At 67.6% G+C, this 21,327-nt stretch carries 26 protein-coding genes; 16 read left to right on the forward strand and 10 right to left on the reverse strand.

Translation table 11 applies throughout. From position 1 onward, the window contains the following. Nucleotides 1-60 precede the first annotated feature (60 nt). Nucleotides 61-2,043: an AMP-dependent synthetase/ligase gene (locus MU521_RS16810; protein ID WP_092694094.1), complete on the forward strand. Its 1,983-nt coding sequence runs from the start codon at nucleotides 61-63 to the stop codon at nucleotides 2,041-2,043. A gap of 60 nt (nucleotides 2,044-2,103) precedes the next feature. Here MU521_RS16810 and MU521_RS16815 read toward each other — a convergent pair whose 3' ends face one another. Further along, nucleotides 2,104-3,258: a thiolase family protein gene (locus MU521_RS16815; protein ID WP_092694092.1), complete on the reverse strand. Its 1,155-nt coding sequence runs from the start codon at nucleotides 3,256-3,258 to the stop codon at nucleotides 2,104-2,106. Nucleotides 3,259-3,530: 272 nt separating this feature from the next. Between MU521_RS16815 and MU521_RS16820 the strand changes: the two genes are divergently transcribed. From MU521_RS16820 to MU521_RS16830, 3 genes are read left to right on the forward strand one after another with little or no spacing between them, the layout of a single operon-like run. Further along, complete coding sequence (locus tag MU521_RS16820; RefSeq protein ID WP_092694090.1) at nucleotides 3,531-4,898, forward strand: ATP-binding protein; 1,368 nt, start codon at nucleotides 3,531-3,533, stop codon at nucleotides 4,896-4,898. Between the two features lie 60 nt (nucleotides 4,899-4,958). Beyond that, nucleotides 4,959-5,783: an MBL fold metallo-hydrolase gene (locus MU521_RS16825; RefSeq protein ID WP_092694088.1), complete on the forward strand. Its 825-nt coding sequence runs from the start codon at nucleotides 4,959-4,961 to the stop codon at nucleotides 5,781-5,783. A 43-nt stretch (nucleotides 5,784-5,826) separates the two neighbouring features. Continuing rightward, nucleotides 5,827-6,030 (forward strand): hypothetical protein, encoded by a 204-nt coding sequence (locus MU521_RS16830; protein ID WP_092694086.1) that lies wholly within the window; start codon nucleotides 5,827-5,829, stop codon nucleotides 6,028-6,030. Here the strand turns inward: MU521_RS16830 and MU521_RS16835 are convergent. Genes MU521_RS16835 through MU521_RS16845 form a run of 3 tightly spaced genes read right to left on the reverse strand, consistent with a single transcriptional unit; the run spans nucleotide 6,023 to nucleotide 8,131 of the window. Next, nucleotides 6,023-6,991, reverse strand: coding sequence for a DUF5787 family protein (locus MU521_RS16835; RefSeq protein WP_092694084.1), 969 nt, complete (start codon nucleotides 6,989-6,991; stop codon nucleotides 6,023-6,025). The genes MU521_RS16830 and MU521_RS16835 overlap by 8 nt on opposite strands. 60 nt (nucleotides 6,992-7,051) lie before the next feature. Then, nucleotides 7,052-7,408 (reverse strand): DUF6176 family protein, encoded by a 357-nt coding sequence (locus MU521_RS16840; RefSeq protein ID WP_092694082.1) that lies wholly within the window; start codon nucleotides 7,406-7,408, stop codon nucleotides 7,052-7,054. 39 nt (nucleotides 7,409-7,447) lie between these two features. Beyond that, on the reverse strand, nucleotides 7,448-8,131 hold the full coding sequence (locus MU521_RS16845; protein ID WP_092694080.1) for a haloacid dehalogenase type II: 684 nt from the start codon (nucleotides 8,129-8,131) through the stop codon (nucleotides 7,448-7,450). Nucleotides 8,132-8,271: 140 nt separating this feature from the next. On the opposite strand from MU521_RS16845, the gene MU521_RS16850 reads away from it, so the two are divergent. The 7 genes from MU521_RS16850 to MU521_RS16880 all read left to right on the forward strand — a co-directional run bounded on the left by MU521_RS16850 (nucleotide 8,272) and on the right by MU521_RS16880 (nucleotide 11,747). Beyond that, on the forward strand, nucleotides 8,272-9,501 hold the full coding sequence (locus MU521_RS16850; RefSeq protein WP_092694078.1) for a translation initiation factor IF-2 subunit gamma: 1,230 nt from the start codon (nucleotides 8,272-8,274) through the stop codon (nucleotides 9,499-9,501). Continuing rightward, nucleotides 9,498-9,875, forward strand: a complete 378-nt coding sequence (locus tag MU521_RS16855) for a type II toxin-antitoxin system VapC family toxin (RefSeq protein WP_092694076.1) — start codon at nucleotides 9,498-9,500, stop codon at nucleotides 9,873-9,875. Before MU521_RS16850 ends, MU521_RS16855 begins: the two co-directional genes overlap by 4 nt. Nucleotide 9,876: 1 nt before the next feature. Next, nucleotides 9,877-10,452 (forward strand): DNA-directed RNA polymerase, encoded by a 576-nt coding sequence (locus MU521_RS16860; protein WP_092694074.1) that lies wholly within the window; start codon nucleotides 9,877-9,879, stop codon nucleotides 10,450-10,452. Between the two features lie 2 nt (nucleotides 10,453-10,454). Continuing rightward, nucleotides 10,455-10,652 carry a transcription elongation factor subunit Spt4 gene (gene spt4, locus MU521_RS16865; RefSeq protein ID WP_092694072.1) on the forward strand — a complete coding sequence of 66 codons (198 nt, stop codon included), beginning with the start codon at nucleotides 10,455-10,457 and terminating at the stop codon, nucleotides 10,650-10,652. 73 nt (nucleotides 10,653-10,725) lie between these two features. Continuing rightward, a complete protein-coding gene (locus MU521_RS16870; protein WP_092694181.1) occupies nucleotides 10,726-11,223 on the forward strand; it encodes a GTP-dependent dephospho-CoA kinase family protein in 498 nt (165 codons plus the stop codon). A 74-nt stretch (nucleotides 11,224-11,297) separates the two neighbouring features. Next, nucleotides 11,298-11,612 (forward strand): 30S ribosomal protein S24e, encoded by a 315-nt coding sequence (locus tag MU521_RS16875; RefSeq protein ID WP_092694070.1) that lies wholly within the window; start codon nucleotides 11,298-11,300, stop codon nucleotides 11,610-11,612. Next, nucleotides 11,613-11,747 (forward strand): 30S ribosomal protein S27ae, encoded by a 135-nt coding sequence (locus tag MU521_RS16880; RefSeq protein WP_092694068.1) that lies wholly within the window; start codon nucleotides 11,613-11,615, stop codon nucleotides 11,745-11,747. An 8-nt stretch (nucleotides 11,748-11,755) separates the two neighbouring features. On the opposite strand, the gene MU521_RS16885 is transcribed toward MU521_RS16880, so the two are convergent. Further along, nucleotides 11,756-13,165, reverse strand: coding sequence for a hypothetical protein (locus MU521_RS16885; protein ID WP_092694066.1), 1,410 nt, complete (start codon nucleotides 13,163-13,165; stop codon nucleotides 11,756-11,758). A gap of 114 nt (nucleotides 13,166-13,279) precedes the next feature. Between MU521_RS16885 and MU521_RS16890 the strand changes: the two genes are divergently transcribed. Next, nucleotides 13,280-14,944: a bifunctional N(6)-L-threonylcarbamoyladenine synthase/serine/threonine protein kinase gene (locus MU521_RS16890; RefSeq protein ID WP_092694064.1), complete on the forward strand. Its 1,665-nt coding sequence runs from the start codon at nucleotides 13,280-13,282 to the stop codon at nucleotides 14,942-14,944. On the opposite strand, the gene MU521_RS16895 is transcribed toward MU521_RS16890, so the two are convergent. Next, nucleotides 14,945-15,289, reverse strand: coding sequence for a DUF6653 family protein (locus tag MU521_RS16895; protein WP_217630181.1), 345 nt, complete (start codon nucleotides 15,287-15,289; stop codon nucleotides 14,945-14,947). It lies immediately after the preceding gene. Between the two features lie 189 nt (nucleotides 15,290-15,478). Between MU521_RS16895 and MU521_RS16900 the strand changes: the two genes are divergently transcribed. The 3 genes from MU521_RS16900 to MU521_RS16910 all read left to right on the forward strand — a co-directional run bounded on the left by MU521_RS16900 (nucleotide 15,479) and on the right by MU521_RS16910 (nucleotide 16,679). Continuing rightward, nucleotides 15,479-15,751 (forward strand): DUF5808 domain-containing protein, encoded by a 273-nt coding sequence (locus MU521_RS16900; protein ID WP_092694062.1) that lies wholly within the window; start codon nucleotides 15,479-15,481, stop codon nucleotides 15,749-15,751. A 39-nt stretch (nucleotides 15,752-15,790) separates the two neighbouring features. Beyond that, the gene (locus tag MU521_RS16905) at nucleotides 15,791-16,441 is read left to right on the forward strand and encodes a non-canonical purine NTP pyrophosphatase (RefSeq protein ID WP_092694060.1); all 651 of its coding nucleotides are present in this window, start codon (nucleotides 15,791-15,793) and stop codon (nucleotides 16,439-16,441) included. A gap of 61 nt (nucleotides 16,442-16,502) precedes the next feature. Further along, nucleotides 16,503-16,679: a hypothetical protein gene (locus MU521_RS16910; protein ID WP_175452911.1), complete on the forward strand. Its 177-nt coding sequence runs from the start codon at nucleotides 16,503-16,505 to the stop codon at nucleotides 16,677-16,679. Between the two features lie 43 nt (nucleotides 16,680-16,722). Here MU521_RS16910 and MU521_RS16915 read toward each other — a convergent pair whose 3' ends face one another. The 3 genes from MU521_RS16915 to MU521_RS16925 all read right to left on the reverse strand — a co-directional run bounded on the left by MU521_RS16915 (nucleotide 16,723) and on the right by MU521_RS16925 (nucleotide 19,381). Next, a complete protein-coding gene (locus tag MU521_RS16915) occupies nucleotides 16,723-17,196 on the reverse strand; it encodes a DUF7384 family protein (RefSeq protein WP_092694058.1) in 474 nt (157 codons plus the stop codon). 131 nt (nucleotides 17,197-17,327) lie between these two features. Beyond that, nucleotides 17,328-18,416, reverse strand: a complete 1,089-nt coding sequence (locus MU521_RS16920; protein WP_092694056.1) for a putative sulfate/molybdate transporter — start codon at nucleotides 18,414-18,416, stop codon at nucleotides 17,328-17,330. Nucleotides 18,417-18,718: 302 nt separating this feature from the next. Continuing rightward, nucleotides 18,719-19,381, reverse strand: coding sequence for a potassium channel family protein (locus tag MU521_RS16925; protein WP_092658324.1), 663 nt, complete (start codon nucleotides 19,379-19,381; stop codon nucleotides 18,719-18,721). Between the two features lie 148 nt (nucleotides 19,382-19,529). Between MU521_RS16925 and MU521_RS16930 the strand changes: the two genes are divergently transcribed. Continuing rightward, a complete protein-coding gene (locus tag MU521_RS16930) occupies nucleotides 19,530-19,919 on the forward strand; it encodes a hypothetical protein (protein WP_092694054.1) in 390 nt (129 codons plus the stop codon). A 19-nt stretch (nucleotides 19,920-19,938) separates the two neighbouring features. Here MU521_RS16930 and aceB read toward each other — a convergent pair whose 3' ends face one another. Further along, entirely contained in the window at nucleotides 19,939-21,243 is a 1,305-nt protein-coding gene (gene aceB / locus MU521_RS16935; RefSeq protein WP_092694180.1) for a malate synthase AceB, read from the reverse strand. Nucleotides 21,244-21,327: the final 84 nt, after the last annotated feature.

Below are 21,327 nucleotides of genomic sequence, written 5' to 3' on the forward strand. Positions count from 1 at the left end.
CGAGCCGGGTTCACTGTCGCAACTGAAGATTTATATTTCTGCCAGTTGGGAATTAACGTTATGACCAAATCTGGGGATCCGGGGTGGCTCGAGTCCGAACGGGAGTACACGGACGAGGTGATCGGGGACGATACGATCCCCGAACTGTTCGCGGCGAGTGTCGAACGCAACGGCGACGGCGAGGCACAGATGTACAAGGGGGGAATCTATCCGCGGTCGCTGACGCCGGCAGTCGTCGACGAACCCGAGCCGGGGGCGTACACGTCGATCACCTACGAGAAGATGGGGGAACTCGTGCGGTACTTGGCCGCGGGCTTCCGCGAGCTGGGTGTCACGTCGGGGGATCGCGTCGGGATCATGTCCGACTCCCGGATGGAGTGGGCGCTCACCGATTTCGCCCTCATGTCCGGCGGCGGCGTGGTGACGACGATCTACACGGAGTCCTCGCCCAAACAGATCAAGTACCTGCTCAACGACCCCGGCGCGACCGGTGTGATCGTGGAGAACGAGCGACTGCTCGACCGACTCGTCAGGGTTCAGGACGACCTGAGTCTGGACTTCGTGGTCGTCATGGACGAACTCGACCGGTACGATCACGTCGATCAGATCCGCACGCTCGAAGACGTCTACGACATGGGTGTCGAACAGTACGACGATGACGAATACAGCGAGTGGCTCGACGACCTGGACAGCCACGACCTGGCGAGTCTCGTCTACACGTCCGGGACGACGGGCAAACCCAAGGGCGTGAAGCTGACTCACCACAACTTCCGGTCGAACATCAACCAGCTCTGGAAGCGCGTGGGTCCGCGACCCGACAAGGACGACGACATGCCGGTGCTGGACTCGGACAAACGAACGATCTCGCTCCTCCCGCTGGCCCACGTCTTCGAGCGGACGGTCGGGCACTTCCTGATGTTCGCGGCCGGCGCGACCGTCGGCTACGCCCAGAGTACCGACACGGTCGACGAGGACCTGAAGAAGATCCAGCCCCACGGGGGCGCGAGCGTGCCGCGGGTGTACGAGCGCATCTTCGCCCAGGCCCGCGAGCAGGCCAGCGGCTCGGAGGTCAAAGAGCGGGTCTTCGAGTGGGCCGTCGACGTGGCCCGCCAGTACAGTCGCGCCGACGACCCTGGGCTCGGCCTCACGCTCAAACGCGGCATCTCCGAGCGGCTGGTCTACAGCAAGGTCAAGGAGGAACTCGGCGGGAACATTATCCTGATGGTCAGCGGCGGCGGGAGCCTGAGCGACCGCCTCGCCGAGTTGTTCGACGGCATGGGCATCCCCATCTTCGAGGGGTACGGCCTGACCGAGGCCGCGCCGGTGGTCACGGCGAACACGCCCGAGGATCACCGGACCGGGACGCTCGGCCGGCCGCTGGTCGATATGGACATCCGGATCGACCCCTCGAAGGTGTCCGACGAGCAGTTCGCGGACGCCGAGGGATACGTCGGCGAACTCCTGGTCAAGGGCCCGAACGTCACGGAGGGCTACTGGGAGATGCCCGAGAAGACCGACGACGCCTTCACCGCCGACGGCTGGTTCCAGACCGGCGACATCGTCGAGCGCGTCGACGGCGACTACCTGATCTATCACGACCGGCTGAAGAACCTCCTCGTGCTGGACACGGGGAAAAACGTCGCCCCGGAACCCATCGAAGACGAGTTCTCGACCTCCTCGCGGGTCGAACAGATCATGGTGCTGGGCGACGACGAGAAGTTCGTCTCCGCCCTGATCGTCCCGAACTTCGACGCCATCAGGCGGTGGGCCGACAACCGGAACCTCGACCTGCCGGCCGGGCGCAACGCCATCTGTGAGGACACCCGCGTCAAGGAGTGGGTCGTCGAGGACGTAAACCTCGTCAACCGGACGCTGGAGAAACACGAGACGATCAAGGAGGTCGAACTCGTCCCCGAGGAGTGGACGCCGGAAAACGACATGCTCACCCCGTCGCTGAAGAAGAAACGGCGGAACATCCTGGCCGAACACGCCGAGCAAGTCGAGCGGATCTACGGGGACAGAGAAGCCAAGCTAGCGGACTGATTTCGCAGCGAGTGGCACGGAACCTCCCGAAAAAAGTGGGCGGAAAACTGGAAGACAGATCTAGGGCAACTCGAACTCGATGGCTGCACCCTGCCCGAAGCCGACACACTCGGTCGCGAGGCCGAGTTCTGCGTCGCGCTTGTTCATCTCGTGGATCAGCGTCACGGGCAGGCGGGCACCGGAGGCACCGAGCGGGTGGCCGATGGCGATCGCGCCGCCGTTGACGTTGTAGATGTCGTCGTCGAAGCCGAGTTCCTGCTGGCAGTAGTAACACTGGGAGGCGAAGGCCTCGTTGAGTTCGACCAGGTCGTAGTCCTCGGGGTCGCGGCCGGTGCGCTCACACAGGCCCTCGACGGCGGGGATCGGGCCGATACCCATCACGGTGGGGTCGACGCCGGCGACGTTGTTGCCGCCGACCTCGGCGAGGATGTCCAGGCCCTGGTCCTCGGCGAACTCCTTGCTGGTGATCATCGTGGCGGCCGCACCGTCGGAGATCTGGCTGGAGTTGCCGGGCGTGACGGTCCCGTCGGCCTTGAACACGGTCGGGAGGCCTTCGAGTTTCTCCTTGGTCGTGCCCGGACGCAGCCCTTCGTCTTTCTCGACGGTGATCTCGTTGCCCTCGTCGTCGGTCCCTTCGATCGGGACGATCTCGTCGTCGAAGCGGCCCTCCTCGGTGGCCTCGACGGCGCGCTGCTGGGAGCGGGCGGCGTACTCGTCCTGGGTGTCCCGGGAGATGTCGTACTCCTCGGCGACCTTCTCGGCGGTCATCCCCATCTGGAGATCCATGACGTTGTAGTGGTCGTTCAGGCGCGGGTGGACGTTGGCCGTGTTCTCACCCATCTCGACGCGGGACATACTCTCGACACCGCCGGCGATGAGCACGTCGCGCTGGCCGGCGCGGACGGCGTCGGCCGCGGAGATGATCGCCTGGGCCGAGGACGCACACCAGCGGTTGACGGTCGTCGCGGGCACGCTCTCGCCGAGGTCCGACAGCAGCGAGATGACCCGAGCCATGTTGTTGCCCTGCTCGCCACGCTGCTGGGCACAGCCCCAGATCAGGTCGTCGACGTCCTCGCCTTCGAGGCCGGTCTCGTCGAGCATCTTGTTGATCAACGGGATCGAGAGATCCTCGCTACGGACGTCCGAGTAGACGCCGTCTTCCTTCCCCTGCGGTGTACGGTACGCTTTGACAACGACTGGCGTGTTATCTGCCATGTGTAGCCCATCAGGGTCGTTCGTGTTAAATCCCGTCGAACTCCCACCGCTGGCACTACCAGTTGTCGAGGGTGGACCGCCCTCTCGATTCCTATGTTAACTACCTCGCATAGATGGTTTACAGTGGAAGTGTTGTCAGGAGCTTCGGTGAACATCACACACGGCAATCGCGGGGATTCGGTGGTGATCGGACGGGTATGAGGGGAGTGGGCGGGGTGGTCGCGGCCGGAGTCCGGGGGGCTTATGTCCGTCGCGGTCGAATCTCGGTGGGAATGAGTGACCCGGAGCTGGACGTCGTCGAGTTCCTGTTGACAGCGACAGCGTACAACGACGACCGCGAGTTAGAGCCGGACGATCTCCCGCCGACCTACCGGACTGTGTTCTGGAGCGACGGCCGCATCGAGCGACCCCTCTCTGCGACCGCGACGACGGCCGCGGACGCGACCGGCGTCGAGCGACCCTGGGACGCCATCTCGGGACTGATGTTCACCGACCGCGACGACTTCTCGGGCGACATCGAGTTCACCGACGCGGACATGGCCGAGGAGTGGTTTCTCGACCGCGCGGACGAGGATCGGATCCGCGACAACCCCACGCTGGCCGCCGCGTACGGCGACGAGTTCGGCGTCGACTACGAGCAAGCCCACGAACTGAACCGGCCCGCACGAGCCGACCGGGCCTGGATCGACAGCCTGCTCGACGAGTACTTCGACGACGAGGAAGAGGAGGAGATGCTCGACCTCGTGGACATCCGCGCCCCCGAAGAAGTCGAGATGACGATGGACGACCTCGTCCTCACAGAGGACCAGGAAGGCGAGATCCACAAGATCGTCAAGGCCATCGAACACCGGGACTACCTCGCCCAGATCGGGCTGCGCGAGATCGGGAAGCTGCTGTTCGTCGGCCCGCCGGGCACCGGGAAGACCTCCGTGGCCCGCGCGCTGGCCCGGGAACTCGACCTCCCGTTCGTCGAGGTGAAGCTGTCGATGATCACCAGCCAGTACCTCGGCGAGACGGCCAAGAACGTCGAGAAATCCTTCGAGGTCGCGCGGCGACTCTCCCCGTGTATCTTCTTCATGGACGAGTTCGACTTCGTGGCCAAGACGCGCTCGTCGGACGAACACGCCGCGATCAAACGCGCCGTCAACACCCTCCTCAAGAGCATCGACGACATCAGTCTCATCGACGACGACGTGTTGCTGATCGGGGCGACCAACCATCCCGACCAGCTCGACGCCGCGGCCTGGCGGCGCTTCGACGAGATCGTCAACTTCCCCAAGCCCGACCGCACCATGCGCTCGGACATCCTCCGGGTCGTCACCCGCGAGATGGAGATCGACGACTTCGACCCCGAGACGCTCGCGGAGATGACCGAGGGGCTGACCGGCAGTGACCTCCGGCTGGTCCTCCGTGAAGCAGTGCTGAGCGCCCTGACCGAGGAACGGACGACGCTCACCCAGCAGGATCTGGAAGACGCCGTCGCCGACTTCGAGGAGCGGGACAACCTGAAGAACCTCGACATGATCGACGGCGACGCCGACGCGCTGGTGGCCGGCGGTGGCATCTCCGGGTCCGACGAGGAAGAGACCGCCGCCGACGGGCACGGCCACGACCACGATCACGATCACGCGGACGACTAGACGGCCGCCCGTGGTGGCGACCGCGAGGTTTAGGGCCCCAGAACTCTTTTCGCTGGGCGAATGGAGGTCACGCTGCTCGGCACCGGCGACACGACCGGTACACCGACGCCCGGGTGTTCCTGTGACACCTGCGAGCGAGCGCGCGAGCGCGGCGTCGAGCGCACCCGGTACTCGGTCCACGTCCGCAACGAGCGGACCGACGAGGCGCTGCTGGTCGACGCCAGCCCGGACTTTCGCCACCAGTTCCTCGAACGCGACGTGGACCTGCCCGATGCCGCCGTGATCAGTCACATCCACTTCGACCATCTGGACGGACTGGGCAACGCCTACCGCCTGTTCGGTGATCTGCCGGTGTACGCCGCCGACGAGACCGATCCCGAGACCGGTGAGAGCGTCGCCGGCACAGTTCGAAGCGACTACGACTACCTCGACGCCGTGACGGTCTCGGCCGAGTCGCCGTTCGAGCCCTTCGAGACCTGCGGATTCGAGGTGACGCTGGTCCCGGTCGATCATCCGCCGCTGGTCTGCTACGGGCTCGCCATCGAGGACCCGGAGACGGGCGCGAAACTCTCGCTGTCGGGCGACACCAGCTACGGGATTCCCGACGAGTCCCGCGAGGCGCTGGCTGACCCCGATCTGTTGCTGGCCGATGGCATCGTCCCGGCCCACCTCTGTGAACACCACCCATACGGCGGGAAACACGAAGACGAGGACGGCGTGCCACGGACGTTCGGGACCAAGCACATGACAATCGAGGGCGCGCGCTCGCTCGGCGCGGAGCTGGACGCCGACGAGACACGGATCGTCCACCTCTCACACTTCATCCCGGCCGACGAGGCCTTCGACGAAGACCTGGCCGTCGACGGCGAGCGGTACGAACTCTGAAATCGAGCGGACCGTTTTGTCGTCCGAGCCGCTGGAACGGACGATGACCGACGCCGAGCAGTTCCCGACCGACCACCCGCTGGTCGCGACCGGACTCGTCGCGGCAGTGGGCGCAGTGGGCTATGCCGTCCCGACCGCGCTGTTCGGGCGATCCGTCGAGCCAGTGCCAGTCCTCGCGTTCGTCGTCGCCTTCACCGCGTGCTACATGGGCGCGGTCGTCGTCTCCCGGCGGCTTGGAATCACGTGAACCGGTCCAGCCCGGACTGGCGGCGCTGTCGTCCCTCGGGCTCGGGGTCCCAGGGCTGGCCGGCGGCGCGTTCGGCGGCCGCATCCACGTCGGGCGGGTCCGCCGAATCGTACCCGTCACAGTCGGGGCCACACTCCCGTGCGGGGTCGACGATCCGGCCCTTCCAGGCGCAGTACGGGAGGCCGCCCCGCTCGAACCGCTCGCGGGCCTCGACTTCCGCGCAGTCGGGGAAGTCGTAGGTCCGCCAGCCCTTGCCGTAGGCGCGTTCGGCCACGCGGCGGCGCTGGCGGCGTTTCTCGGCGGCGGTGACGACCGCCACGTCCGTCCGGGCCGTCCGCCGCTCCAGCACGTCGATTCCCGTTTCGTCGGTGTCCAGCGGCGTCGGCTCCCGGATCACCTCGCGCTCGCCACTGTCGGGGAAGAAGCGCCAGACGCCCACCACCTCGGGGATGCGATTGAGGTGTGCGCCGGTGACGTGGGATTCGGTCGCCAGGATCACCTCGTCCAGCAGGCCGAGGCTTACGTCTTTGCGGAGTTGGGTTTCGAGATCCCCGGGCCGCCCGAGATCGGGCTTGTTCTCGATGCCCACGAGAGAATCGAACCAGTCGTCGGGGTAGCGGGCGGTCTGGCGGACGTACGTGCGGCCGTTGCGGCGTTCGCGCCCGAAGAATCCCAACTCGACCGCGCGGTCGACGACGGCCTCGGCGCGCTCGGGACGGATGTCGAACGCGTCCTTCCAGTACCGGGCCGTCCCTGGACCGACATCGCTCTCGATGGCCGGTGCGGGAATGTGCTCGGGCGTGATGGCCGCCCGGTCGTCGAATCCAGGACCGGGCTCGACGACCACGAGGTCCATCACCCGGTTGCCGTGGCAGGCGGTCCCGAGTTGCCGGGCGATGACGGCCTCGCGGTCGCTCTCCAGACGGGCCGACAGGGCGACCTCGAACGCGAACTCGGACACACCGGGTGCAGGGGCCCGGCGAGCAAAAGCGTCGCGCTCGGGCGTCGTCCGGTCGGGCGGTCACTCCGGTCGGGCGGGCCGCTCGGGGCTCGTGGCGTGATGGAGGGGGTCGGCCGCCTCGCGAGCGCCGGCGTCGTCCAGCACGTCGGACAGGACTTCCCAGTGTCGACGGTCGATCTCCCGGTCGGGGTTCGGGAACGCCGCCTGCGCGGCCTCGATGTCTTGGGCCTCGACGTAGTAGACGAGGAAGGTGCCGTCGTCGGTCTCCCGGAGGAAGGCAGTCTCGGTGTAGACGTTCCGTTCCCGGAGCGACTCGGCGACCTCGGCCTCGCGGTCGCGGCGGTCATCGATCCACTCCCGGAGCGTGGACACTTTCTCGGGTTCGACGCGCTGGCTGGTCAGTGCGACCTCGACCATACACGACGGTTCGGCGCGGGACCGAAAAAGCCCGGGCCCTCACGCGTCCAGCGCGTCCGCGAGGCCGTGGAAGTCCGCGACGGTGAGGTCGGGCTCGCCGCCGAAGGCCACCCAGGGGTCGTCCTTCCGGTCGACCCAGACACCCTGCATCCCGGCGTGGCTGGCTCCCTGCACGTCGAACCAGCCCGCGGTGGCGTGGGCGATCTCGTCGATGGGCGTCCCGGTCCGGGCGGCGGCGTGGCGGTAGAGGGTCGAATCGGGTTTGAACCGCTCGACCTCGTCGGCGCTGACGGTGTCTTCGAGCAGGTCGTCGACGCCGGCGTGGGCGACCATCGAGTCGAGCATCTCGGGGTTGCCGTTCGAGACGATGTAGAGATCGTAGCCGGCGTCGGCGAGCCGTTCCATGCCGTCGCGCACGTCCGCGAACACGTCGAGTTCGTGGTAGACGGCGAGGATGTCGTCGCGCTCGTCGGCGGTGTAGTCGACGCCGAACACGTCCAGCGCGTGGGTGAGGGCGTCGCGGTTCATTTCGTAGAACGGCTGGTAGGCGTCGACGTGGTTGGCGACCATGGTGTACATCAGCGAGTGGGCGCGCCAGAGGTTCGAGACGGGTTCGGGTTCGGGAACGACATCGGCCAGCGCGCGTTCGGCGGCCTCGACGTCGACGACGGTGCTGTAAGAGTCGAACGTGACGGTCGTGACGCGGTCGGGATCGAAAGGCATGGCCGACGAGTGGGCCAGCAAGTGGATAATCTCTGGGGCCGATGCGGGGTCGGCGGGCCGGGGCGATCCCGCCGTCGGCAGGCGAGAACAGCAACTTTATCAGGTGCAGGCGGCGAAAGAACGGTAAGATTACTCTCGAAATGACAGACGAACACCGACAACCGGAGGTGAACATCGGGCTCGTTGGCCACGTCGACCACGGCAAGACGACGCTGGTCGAGGCGCTGAGTGGGGAGTGGACCGACCAGCACTCCGAGGAGATGAAACGCGGCATCTCCATCCGCCTCGGGTACGCCGACGCAACCTTTCGGCAGTGCCCCGGCGCAGACGAACCCGAGAAGTACACCGTCGACGAGGAGTGTCCGGACGGCTCGAAAAGCGAGCCCCTGCGGACCGTCTCGTTCGTCGACGCACCCGGTCACGAGACGCTGATGGCGACGATGCTCTCGGGGGCCTCGATCATGGACGGCGCGGTGCTGGTCGTCAGCGCCTCCGAGCCCGTCCCGCAGGCCCAGACCGAAGAGCACCTGATGGCGCTGGACATCATCGGCATCGACAACATCGTCATCGCTCAGAACAAGGTCGACCTCGTCGACCGCGAGACGGCGGCCGACAACTACGAACAGATCACGGAGTTCGTCTCGGGCACGGTCGCAGAGGGCGCACCCATCGTCCCCGTCTCGGCCCAGCAGGGCGTCAACATGGACGTGCTGATCCAGGCTATCGAGGCGGAGATCCCGACGCCCGAGCGCGACCCCAGCGAGGACGCTCAGATGCTCGTCGCGCGCAGTTTCGACATCAACCGTCCGGGGACGACCTGGGACTCGCTGCTGGGCGGCGTCCTGGGTGGCAGTCTCGTCCAGGGTCGGCTCCGCGAGGGCGAGGACATCGAACTCCGACCCGGCCGGGAAGTCGAGGAGGGCGGCCAGACCGAGTGGCGGCCCGTCGAGACCACCGTCAGGTCGCTCCAGGCCGGCGGCGAAGACGTCCAAGAGGCGACACCCGGCGGCCTGCTCGGTGTCGGGACTGGCCTCGATCCGTCGCTGACGAAGGGCGACGCGCTCGCGGGGCAGGTCGCCGGCCCGCCGGGGACGCTCCCGCCGACCTTCGAGCAGTTCGAGATGGACGTCGACCTGCTGGAACGGATCGTCGGCGAGACCGACGAGGTCGAGGAGATCTCGACGGGCGAGCCGCTGATGCTCACCGTCGGGACGGCCACGACCGTCGGCTCGGTCACCAGCGCCCGCGGGGGCGAGTGTGAGATCGCGCTGAAACGGCCGGTGTGTGCCGAGCCGGGCGCGAAGATCGCCATCAACCGCCGGGTCGGCGCGCGGTGGCGGCTGATCGGCGTCGGGACGCTTCGGGAATGACGGTGTGTCTGGACACGAGCGCGCTGATGATGCCGGTCGAATGCGACGTGCGGCTGTTCGAGGAACTCGACCGCGTGCTGGGCGACCACGACCTGGCCGTGCCGCGAGCCGTGGTCACCGAACTGGATTCGCTGGCCGACGGCGGCGGCGAGGAAGGGACGGCCGCCAGCGTCGGCCGGGATCTGACCGACCGCGCTCGCGTCCTCGACCACGAGGAATCGTACGCCGACGACGCGATCGTCGAACTCGCCGCCGCCGGCGAGTGCGATTGTGTCGTCACGAACGACCGCCCCCTGCGAGACCGCGTACTGGACCGTGGCGTTCCAGTAATTGGTTTAAGGGGCCAGAACAAACTCGCCATTACTCAACCATAACATGTACAAACGGGTTCGACTTCGCGACACAGTAGAGGTGCCCCCGGAACACCTCGCAGACGTGACTCCGGGACGGATCAAGCGACTCCTGCAGGACAAGCTCGAGGGCCGGATGGACGAGGACGTGGGCAGCGTCGTCTCCGTCATCGAGGTCCAGGACATCGGCGAGGGCGCAGTCCTCCCGAACCAGCCGGGCGTCTACTACGAGGCAGAGTTCGACGCGCTGACCTTCGACCCCCAGATGCAGGAGGTCGTCGACGGGGAGGTCGTCGAGGTCGTCAACTTCGGCGCGTTCGTCGGTATCGGGCCGGTCGACGGCCTCCTCCACGTCTCCCAGATCTCCGACGAGTATCTCGCCTACGACGAGGAGAACCAGCAGTTGGCTTCCCGGGACTCCAACGACACGCTGACGGTCGGCGACGCGGTGCGGGCCCGCATCGTCACCAAGAGCATCGACGAGCGCAACCCCCGTGACTCGAAGATCGGCCTCACCGCGAAACAGGTCGGCCTCGGGAAGCACGGCTGGCTCGAAGCCGAGCGCCAGGAACGCAAGAGCGAGGCGACCACGGGTGAGTAGGCATGGCTGATAGACTCGTCTGCCGCGAGTGCCACCGCGTCCAGCAGTCCGGCGAAGAGGAGGCGTGTGTCTCCTGTGGCTCCAGTTCGCTGACCGAAGACTGGGCCGGCTACGTCATCATCGCTCACCCCGAGGAGAGCGAGGTCGCCGAGGAGATGGAAGTCGACGAGCCCGGCAAGTACGCGCTGAAGGTACGCTGACGTGACCGACGACACAGACACCGAGGTCGTCGTCAGCCTGCAGGAGGCACTGCGCAGCGAGCTCAAAGACCCGATGGGCACGGTCTACACGGAGGCCGACGCGCTGTTCGCGGCCGCCGACCCGCCCCTGATCGCGGTCGGCGACATCGTCACCTACCACCTGATCGAAGCCGACCACCGGCCGGACGTGGCGCTGATCGACGGCCAGACCAAGCGCTCGGCCATCGAGGACCACATCCAGGAGGCCATCGACGCGGGCGTGTTCGACCGCGAGGTCGACGTCGAAAACGCCGCGGCGGGCCTGAGCGCGGGCCTGCTGTCGGCGCTCGCGACGGCTATCGACGCCGCGAGCGACGGCGAGTCGACGGTGATCGTCGTCGACGGCGAGGAGGATCTGGCGACGCTGCCAGCCATCGCCGCCGCGCCGTCGGGAGCCAGCGTGGTCTACGGCCAGCCCGACGAGGGGATGGTCCTCGTCGAGTGTGACGAGGCGATCAAAACGCGTGTGACGGACCTGTTCGAGCGGATGGACGGCGACGACGAGCGGCTGTGGGACCTGCTCGACGGCTGAGCCGGGCACCACCTGCGGGCGGTACGGGCTTCGAAATCCTTTTACTCGTTTCGCGGGGAGTACCACCAAGAACCATGGATATCGACATCATCGAGGAGACGGAGAATCCGATGTTACACCGAACCGACGTTCGGTTCGAGATGGTCCACGAGGACGCGACGCCCTCGCGGCTCTCGGTTCGTGACAGTCTCGCCGCCAAGCTCAACAAGGACGCCGAGGAGGTCGTCGTCCACGAACTCGACACGAAATACGGGATGCGCAAGACCGTGGGCTACGCGAAGGTGTACGACAGCCCCGAGTTCGCCGCCGACGTGGAGCAAGACCACATGCTCGAACGCAACAAAATCATGGCCGACGGTGAGGCCGAAGAGGAGGCCGAGGAGGCATAGATGCCCCGCCACGAACTCTACGAAGAGGACGGGACGATCGAGAAGGAAACGTGCCCGCGCTGTGGCGACGCCTTCCTCGCTGATCACGGCGACCGCCTCCACTGCGGCCGGTGCAGCTACACCGAGTGGCAGTAGGGCTCCGTTCAGTTTTCGTCCCGCCGATTCCGCCGGAGCAAAGCGGCAGCACTACCGACGCCAGCGAGTGCGCTCGCGATGCCCAGTCCCGGCCCCGAGCCGGACGTGGTAGTGGCTCCGGGTTCCTCGGCCTGCGCCGCCGTCGTGGTCCGGTCCTCCCGGGCCGTCTCGCCACTGGCACCCATCGTCCGGGCCCGGTCCGTCGGCGCCGTGCCGTCGGCGGTCGCCGTGGTCGTCGCGGCCGGAGTGGCCGTCGGCGCCGATTGGGAGTCCGACTCGGCCGATGGATCGTACAGGCCGAGGAGCGCGGATCCACCGTTCCCGCCAGCGACGATGACTCCATCGTCGGTTCCCAGCAGATCGTTGAACCGGCTCCAGCCGTCGGTGTCGTAGATCTGCTCCCATCGCTGGTCACCCGCCTCGTCGACGGCCACGAGCCACGCGTCACCGGTCGAACCGGTGCCGGACCAGCCACCGAGTATCGCCCCATCGTCGGTGGGCGCGAGCGAGAACAGGATGTCTCGTTGGTTCCGGTCGTAGCGGTGTTCCCAGCCCACCTCCCCGGGTGACCCGATCTTGGCCATCCAGCCGTCGGTGGCCTCGGTCTCACCACCGGCCGAGTAGCCGACGAGGTACGCGCCGTCGTCGGCCGGAACCACCTGGTTCGGGACGGCGTTCGTCTCGTAGGCCCGGTCCCAGCGCATCCGGTTGGTCCCGGCCAGTGACGCGACCCAGGGGTTGGGGGCTCCCTCGGCGGTATACTGCACGCCACAGAGCAGGAACGTTCCGTCGCCAGCCGGCCGAATCGTGAACGCGAGGCTGTCGTTGCTGGTTCGGTCGCTGTCGACCGACCCATCTTCGTCGACGGCAGCCGTCCAGATACCGGCCTCTCGCCGCCCGAGGAGGAGATAGCCGTCCCCGGTTTGGGCGGCCGAGAGGATTTTCGTCGCGTCGTCGTAGGAGCGTTCCCACTGGATGTCGCCACTGCTCGATACCGTCGCCGCCCAGCCGCCGGTGGTCTCGCCCTCCACTCGCCCGCCCGCCACGAGGTAGGTTCCGTCACCGTTGGTGACGACCGTCTCGACGGTCCCGCGGACGCCGCCCCGGTATCGACGGTCCCACTGGAGTTGTCCGTCGGCGTCGGCCCGGCCGAGCCAGGCGCTCGTCTCGTCGCTATCGGACGCCTGCCGGCCGCCGACGAGATATCCCTCACCCTGGGCCGGAACGACCGACGATATCACGGTGTACCGTGAACCGCCGTAGCCGTTGGCCCAGGCCAGCGGTCTCTCCAGCCCCTCGTCGTCCGTGTCGTCCTGTGCGGCCGCAGGCACCGAACCGGCCGTTGCGAGCACCGTCCCACCGACGGCGGTGCCGCCGAGTGTCGCGAGTACCTGCCGCCGTCCGATCGCTCGTCGCATTGTCTCGTGACGGAGTGCTCCCATTCTGGTATTTGAACCTTCGGCCGACGACAGGGTGCTGGAGGCGGTGGATGACAACCCCTTTGGCCGCTCGTCGCCTCTCGACTGGCAAGAGTGACGCCGGACACGCGCGTGCTGGGCATCGAGGGAACGGCCTGGGCCGCCAGCGCGGCTGTCTACGACAGCGCGGCCGAGACCGTCGAGATCGAGACCGAGGCCTACCAGCCCGACAGCGGCGGTATCCACCCGCGCGAGGCCGCCGAACACATGGGCGACAACGTGCCAGCGGTCGTCGAGCGGGCGCTCGGGCACGCTCGCGAACTGGCAGCGGAGGACCCCGACTACGACGCCGACGGACCGCCCGTCGACTGCGTGGCCTTCTCCCGCGGTCCCGGGCTCGGCCCCTGTCTGCGGATCGTCGCGACCGCGGCCCGCGCGGTCGCCCAGCGGCTGGACGTGCCCCTCGTGGGTGTCAACCACATGGTGGCCCACCTGGAGATCGGCCGCCACCGCTCGGGATTCGAGTCGCCGGTCTGTCTGAACGCCAGCGGCGCGAACGCCCACGTCCTGGCCTACCGGAACGGTCGCTATCGCGTGCTGGGCGAGACGATGGACACCGGCGTCGGCAACGCCATCGACAAGTTCACCCGCCACCTCGACTGGTCCCACCCCGGCGGCCCGAAGGTCGAAGAAGCCGCAGAGGACGGCGCGTACCACGAACTCCCCTACGTCGTCAAGGGGATGGACTTCTCCTTTTCCGGCGTGATGAGCGCGGCCAAACAGGCCGTCGACGACGGGGTTCCCGTCGAGGACGTGTGTCACGGCCTGCAGGAGAGCGTCTTCGCGATGCTGACGGAGGTCAGCGAACGCGCCCTCTCGCTGACCGGGGGCGACGAACTCGTCCTCGGTGGGGGGGTCGGCCAGAACGACCGCCTGCGGGAGATGCTGGGTGAGATGTGCGAACAGCGCGGCGCGGAGTTTTTCGCCCCCGAACCGCGCTTCCTCCGTGACAACGCCGGGATGATCGCAGTGCTGGGCGCGAAGATGTACGACGCGGGCGACACGCTCTCGATAGCGGAGTCGGGCATCGACGCGGACTTCCGGCCGGATCAGGTCGAAGTCAGTTGGCGCGGGCGGGCGTCGGACACGACGCCCGCCGAACGAGCGAGCGGCGGGACGCCGCGAGCCGACGAACTGCAGGGCGCGGAGGCGACGGTCGAGATCGACGGGGAGCGCGTGATCAAACACCGACGCCCGCGGAGCTACCGCCACCCGAAACTGGACGAGCGGTTGCGCGTCGAGCGCACCAGAGAGGAAGCCCGGCTCACCGCCGACGCGCGCCGCTACGGCGTCCCCACGCCGGTCGTGCTGGACGTGGACCCCTGGGAGACCCGGCTGGTCTTCGAGCGCGTCGGCGACGCGGACCTCCGCGAGCGATTGACCGAGGCGAACGTCCGTGACGTGGGGCGGCACCTGGCGACGATCCACGAGGCCGGGTTCGTCCACGGCGATCCGACGACGCGGAACGTGAGGGTTTCCTTCGAGGGAACCAGTGGGGACGATGGCCGCACCTACCTCATCGACTTCGGGCTAGGCTACTACACCAACGACCGCGAGGACTACGCGATGGACCTGCACGTGCTGGCCCAGTCGCTTTCGGGGACGGCCGACGACCCCGAGGCCCTGCTCGCGGCCGCCGAGGAGGCATACAGTTCTGTGGGAGACGAGCGCGTTCTCGATCACCTGCGCGAGATCGAGGGGCGCGGGCGGTACCAGTAGTCACTCGGGGGTCACGTCGGCGGCGTGGTGGTCGTAGTAGTCGGCGACGAAGGCGACGAACAGGAACTTCAGCGCCATCGCGCCGGCGGTGGCGACGGCGGTCCGGACGGGCTGGCGGCGGACGGCCGCGCGGACGGCGTAGAGGGTGAGGAAGGCGTTGGCGACGTTCAACAACTGGATCGGGTGGCAGCGGTTCCCGTGTTCGAGCCAGAGGCGTTCGCCGTAGACGACGCGGGTCATCCACGCGTCGTCGTCGGACGGGGGCGGGAACAGGACGGGATCGAGGGCGACGAACAGCACGGTGCCGACCAGCAGGCGCTCGTCCCGGCGGTAGATCGAGAGCATGAGGGGGGAGACTGGCGACGCGCGACCAGCCGCTTTTCGGGTTGGCGTGACGTTCCCGGACGGCCTCGCGCACGGCGACTCGGGACGGCTGTGACATGTGTCAACAGATACGACGAGGTGAGATACAGACGAGTCCCGATCTGCCCCGTCAGGACAAACGTCTTAACGGGGCCAGACGAAATACGGAGTATGGCTGACAAGCCGGAGTCCGGTGAAATCTTCGGGGTACCGTACAACTTCGAGCGGCCGAGCATCAAGCGTCTGCTCTCGTCGTACTGGCGGCCCGGCGAGGGGATGCTCGTCGAGAAGCCCTTCGGCATCGGCTACACGCTGAACCTGGCCAACTGGCGGTCCTGGATCGTGCTGGCCGTCGCCGGCCTCCTGTTCTACCAGGGTCGGCAGTCGAGCGAGGAGGGCGAAGCCGGCGACGAGGACGAGCCCGTCGAAGTCATCGTCGACTGAATCGACGCGTCTTTTGACCGGCGGCGCACACCGCCGGGTATGCTCCGGTTCGTGACGACCAACCAGGGGAAGGTGCGGGAAGCCCGCGAGTATCTCGGGGACGGAACGGTCGAACAGCTCGATTTCGACTACACGGAGATCCAGGCCGACGATCTCGCGACCGTGGCGGCCCACGGCGCGCGGGAGGCCTACCGCCACATCGGGGAGCCGGTGCTGGTCGACGACGCCGGGCTGTTCGTCGACGCCTTCGACGGCTTCCCCGGCCCCTACTCCTCGTACGTCGAGGACACGGTGGGCGTCGAGCGCGTCTGGCGGCTCACCCGCGAGGAGGACGACCGCGCGGCGTCGTTCAAGACCGTGCTGGCTTACTGCGACGGCGAGGGCTTCGACGCGTCGCCGGAGCCAGTCGATCACGAGCGCCGCGGGCAGGACCAGAGTGCCGAGGAGCGCGCGGCGGCGACGACGGACGACCAGGTGGCCGCGGGTGACCTCCCGGTGAAGATCTTCGAGGGGTACGTGCCCGGCGAGATCGTCGCGCCGCGGGGGGAGGGCGGCTTCGGCTACGATCCCATCTTCGAGCACGACGGGACGACCTTCGCGGAGATGACGCCGGAGGAGAAGAACGCGGTCTCCCATCGCGGGCGAGCGTTGGCGAAGTTCGGGGAGTGGTACCGGGAGCGAACGGAGTGAGCGACCGGTACGTCGGAAGACGAGCGAAGCATCTATGTGACGTGCTGATTCAGTGACAGGGATGCTGGAGACGAGAGGGAAACGGCTGGCGGCGGGCGCGGGATTGCTGTCGGGGGCCGTCCTGACGACGACACTCTTGTTCGTGTATCAGGAGAGTCGGTTCCGACTCGTTGCCCCGGTCGCGGGTCTGTTGGACGCCACGATCACGTACTACGTGCTGTCGAAGAACGTCGAGTAGCGGAGAGGCGTTCGCGAGCGACGACGAGACGGGCGTCTGAACCTCACGCTCGCGGGTCCCGGTCCGGGCCGGGATACGCGCCGCCGACGACGACCCCGTACATCGCTTCGGGATCGAACAGCGAGACGAACGCCCGCGGGTCGCGGACGCTCACGTCGACGTGTTTCCGGAGGGCCGCGCCGGCCTGGACGGACTGGAGTCCTTCGTCGAAGGTGAGGAGGTGCGGGGCGTCGCCGTTGTAAGCGGAAGCGAGCGCCGGGTGGTCGCCGGGCGGGTGCTCGACGGGTTCGCGCAGGGCCTCGATCGTCTCGCGCCACTCGCCAGCCAGAGCGGCGTCGGCACAGTCGGCGATCACGGCTTCGGCGTCGTCGAGCAGGCGGTCGCTGGCGAGCAGCGACACCCAGTCGTGGGCCCGCGCGATGTCGAGGGCCTCGCGGGCGGGCCCGTCCACGAGTAGGTCGGCCGCCAGCACGTCCGCGTCCGCGACGAACCGGGCGGGGTTCGGTCCGTCAGTCATCCTCGTCACCTCTGCGGGCCGCCAGTCGTTCGCGGACGGTCGCGAGGGCGACGTCGTACTCGTCGGCGCGGTCGAAGAGATCGGCCCAGGTCATACCCGGAATGGGTGGGCAGGTGCCGAAAACCCACCGCTCACGCGAGCCAGCGCTCGCGGGCGAGCCAGTACCCCAGGCCGGCGAGGAAGGCGACGCCGACGTTGGTGGCCACGGCGAGCAGACCGATGGCACCGACCAGCGGCAGGTGGTCGGTGTCGAGCGCGACCCGGCCGAGCTGGACGGCGACGACGCCGAGCAGGGTACCCAGGAGTGCCATCGGGAAGGACAGCCAGAGGCCGGCCACAAGCGCGCCGGCGAGATAGAGCACGCCGAGGACGACGTTGGCGGTCCCACTGCGCGCGCCGAAGGCGTACTTCCCGGCGAGGCCGCCGCTGCCGTGACACATCGGCAGGCCGCCCAGCGGCACCGCGGCCAAGGACATCCCGCCCATGCTCCGGGCGAGTCGGTCCGGCGACACGTCGCGGTCGAACAGGTCGGCACAGAGCAGCGAGGTCGCGACCGCGGCGTTGCCCACGGTCATCGCCAGCTGTGCCATAGTACCTTCGAGGGCACCAACCGTGAGCGCGGGACCGCCGGTCGGAAACAGCGACGCGGCGGGGAGTGCGGGTGCGGGGACGCCCGCAGCGACCGCGGTCCAGACGGTGCCGGCCGCGAGGACGACCAGCGCGGCGGCGCGGCGGTAGCCGGCGACGGCGACCACGCCAGCCAGCGCCGCGCCAGCGGCTGCGACCGCCGGGTCGCCCAGCGCGAGGTCGAGACCGGCCTGGGCGAGCAGGAGAGCGACGGCGAACTGAACGCCGCGGATGACCGGGCGGCCGACCACGGTCTGGAGGCGGGAGAGCGTCCCCGTCGCGCCGACGACGAGCAAGACGCCGCCCGCGAGCAGGCCGGCGGCGACGAGTTCGCCGTAGGTCAGCGCACCGGCGATGGCCAGCCCTGCCAGCGCCTTCATCGGCTCGACCGACAGCGGGAGGCCGTACCGGAGCCCCCAGACGATCTGGAAGACACCGAACCCCACGAGGACGTGGGCGAGCGACGCGGGCGTCAGCGCACCCAGCGCCACCACGAGGGGCAACACCGTAACCGAATCCCCTAACGCGCCCGTCAGGTCCCCGACAGCCACGGGAAGACGCTCCTCGACGCGTTCGACGGTCGATACGGCCACGACACGCTTTCGGAACCGGTGGCATATCAGCGTTGTCAGCAACCGTTGGCCGTTTCACGACGCGTGCCACGTGTCCGGTATCGGCTAGCCGCCGCGACGCGGCGGGCGGTCCGGTCGCCTCGTGAGTGGGGCCCTCGTGTGGTTCCCCCGAGTGTGACGGATGTCTGACGCGATTTTAAGTACTACCGGCACCTGCTGAAAATTAGGGCGCGCTCAGGCGGCCTCAGTCTCCCATCCTTTCGCGCGCCCGGACACCGTTGACCCCACCCCACTTTCCTTTCACCGACGCCGAGGGCGACGGCTCAGGCACTCTCGCCGCGCAACTGTTCGCGAGCGGCCGGCAGCGAGTCCGGATGTGAGATCAGGGCCACGCTGTCGTCGGCCTGGATCTCGGTCTGTGGCAGTGGGATCGTCATGGCCTCGTTCGCGCGCCCGTGGGCGTAGACGCGGGCGTCGGCAGGGAGATCGATCTCGACGACGCGTTTGCCGATCATCGGCGAGTCCTCGGGGATCTGCACACTGGCCGCCGAGAGCTGTTCGGTGATATCCGCGAGGACGTTGAAGTCACCGCCGAGCAACGCGGTCTTCGCGCCGGCGGCCCCGAGCCGTTCGGGGTAGATGATCTCGTCGACATCCTCGGCGTATTTCTCGTAGATCTCCTCGCGGTAGTCCTCGTCGATTCGCAGTACCGTTCGACAGCCGTGGTGTTTTCCGACCATACAGGCCGCGAAATTCGTGTTGAGGTCACCCGTGAGCGCGGCGATGGCGTCTGCCGCCTCGATTCCAGTCGCGTCCAGCACGTCCTCTTCGGCTCCGTCACCCTCGACGACGGCAAAGCCCTCCGATTCGGCGCGAGCGATCTTGTCGTGGTCGCGCTCGACGATGACGACCTCGTGCCCTTCCGACTGGAGGGTCTGTGCGGTGCGCATCCCGACGCGCCCGAAGCCGACGATAACGAACTTCATGGGTGTGTGGTATGCCACCATGGATAAAAACACTAGCCCCGCTGTCGGTGCGGGAGCGGCCGGACGGTCACGCCGCCCGAGTGCCGTGTCGAGGCGGTATCCGGCGGGACCCGGAGGCTTATGCATATTGGTCACTTTACACAGGGTGATGTCCGATCGGGACGCTGTGCGTGACGTGTTGTTCCAGTACACCGATAGCCGGCCCTGCCGACTGCTCTGGGGGGCGCTGGGCGATGGCGGTGACCTGGCCGATCTCGACCTGGCCGACTACGTCGAGGTGACGCGGGTGACCGACGGCGACGTGTGCCTGGTGACCAGAGCCGACGAAGCAGACATGTACCTGCGGTGGGACCGCTCGCTCGGGCGTTTCGTCTACGCCGCGTTCTGGCCGCCCTGGGGCGTCGTCGACGCCGGCGCGGCCGACCGGGCGCGTGCGGAGTCGCTCCTGGCCGAGCGCGACCGGCCCCGGCCCGTCCCCTTCGCGGAGACGCCCTTCGCGAACGGCGGTCCCGCGTCCGATCTGTCCGACTGGCTATAAAAACGAAGACGGTTGCCGCTCAGTTTCCGACGTCCATCGCGCGGTCGACGACGTCCTCGCTGTACAGCTCCGCGAGGTCGTCGTGCTGGTCCGGGCGGTTCTCGTAGACGTCCTGGAAGAGCTTGACCGGCGTCATGAGGGCCTGGTAGGTCGCCTCGTCCCACATGCGGTCGCTGGAAACGTCGACCTGTACGCCGTCGATCTCGACGGTGGCCGCGCGGGTCATCGCGATGGCACCCTTGCCGGCCTCCTTGGCCGCCTCGAACTCCTCCATGGAGTCGACGATGTCGTCCATGCTCGGGACGTAGTCGACCAGATCGAGCAGTTCGTCGGCGAGGTCCTCCTCGGACTCGACGAAGATCTCGTCGCTGCCGACTTCGAGTTCGTAGCCGCCGTCCTCCTCCTCGAGTTCGATCCGGTCGCCGCTGTAGACCTCGACGCCCTCTCGACTTTCGAGTTCGACTTCGCGACCGTCGGCGTCGATGATCCAGTAGCCCTCCTCCGGCGGGAGCGGGCTCTTGTTGGCCTCGACGACCTGCCCGGGGGTCAGCGACCAGATGCCGAGCATCCCCATCGCGTTGTTGGCGGTGATGCGCTCGTGGTAGCCGTCCACGTCGCGGATGTCGTCGTAGGGGCCGTCGACGGAGATACAGCCGGCGGCGCTGGCCGCGCGGGAGGTGTTGTGGCGGAGTTCCTTCCACTCGGGGAGGCCGCCGGTCGGCGTGATCGCGCGCTGGTCTTTGGTGTAGTCGACCTCACCGTCGACCAGCAGGAACAGGCGTTCGAGGTTGTTGTCGGCCTTGCCCATCTCCTCGCGGAGCTTGCCCATGGCCAGCTCGGCGGAGCCGGACTCGATGATGACGGACATCGCGAGGCTCCCCTCTTCGAGACCGTGCTCGTTCTCGACGATGGTAATGAACTCGTCGGCCTTCTTCCAGTCGTCGATGTCGCCGACTTCGGGGATGACGAACCCGTCGATGTTCTCGACGGCTCCGTTCTCGGGGTCGGTGATCTCGAGCATGTGCTGGAAGCCCTTGTAGCGCGTCGAGGGGTCGTCGCGGTGCCAGACGACGCGGGGGTGGATCTCGCCGGGGAACTCCTCGCCATCGTCGGCGACGACCTCGGCGATGTTCTCGGCACCCTCGTCGCGCATGTTGGGCGCGGTGGCGTCCTCGTTGTCCGGCACCCACACGTCGGGGGCCTGCATGCCGCGCAGACCGATGGCGCTCCGGAGCTTCTTGGCCGAGTCGTCGGCTCCGCTCTCTGCTGTCGGAGTCGTGAAGAACGTCCGCACGAACTTTCGGTCGTGGAGACGCTCGTCGATTGCAGTCATTGTAGTCACTCGAAGGGATTACTCCGCGGTTCTTAAAGCTGGCCGAATCGAGTCGCAAGCCGGCTATGCGGGTGC

It is taken from the genome of Halorientalis regularis (genome assembly GCF_023698535.1).
Lineage (GTDB): Archaea > Halobacteriota > Halobacteria > Halobacteriales > Haloarculaceae > Halorientalis > Halorientalis regularis.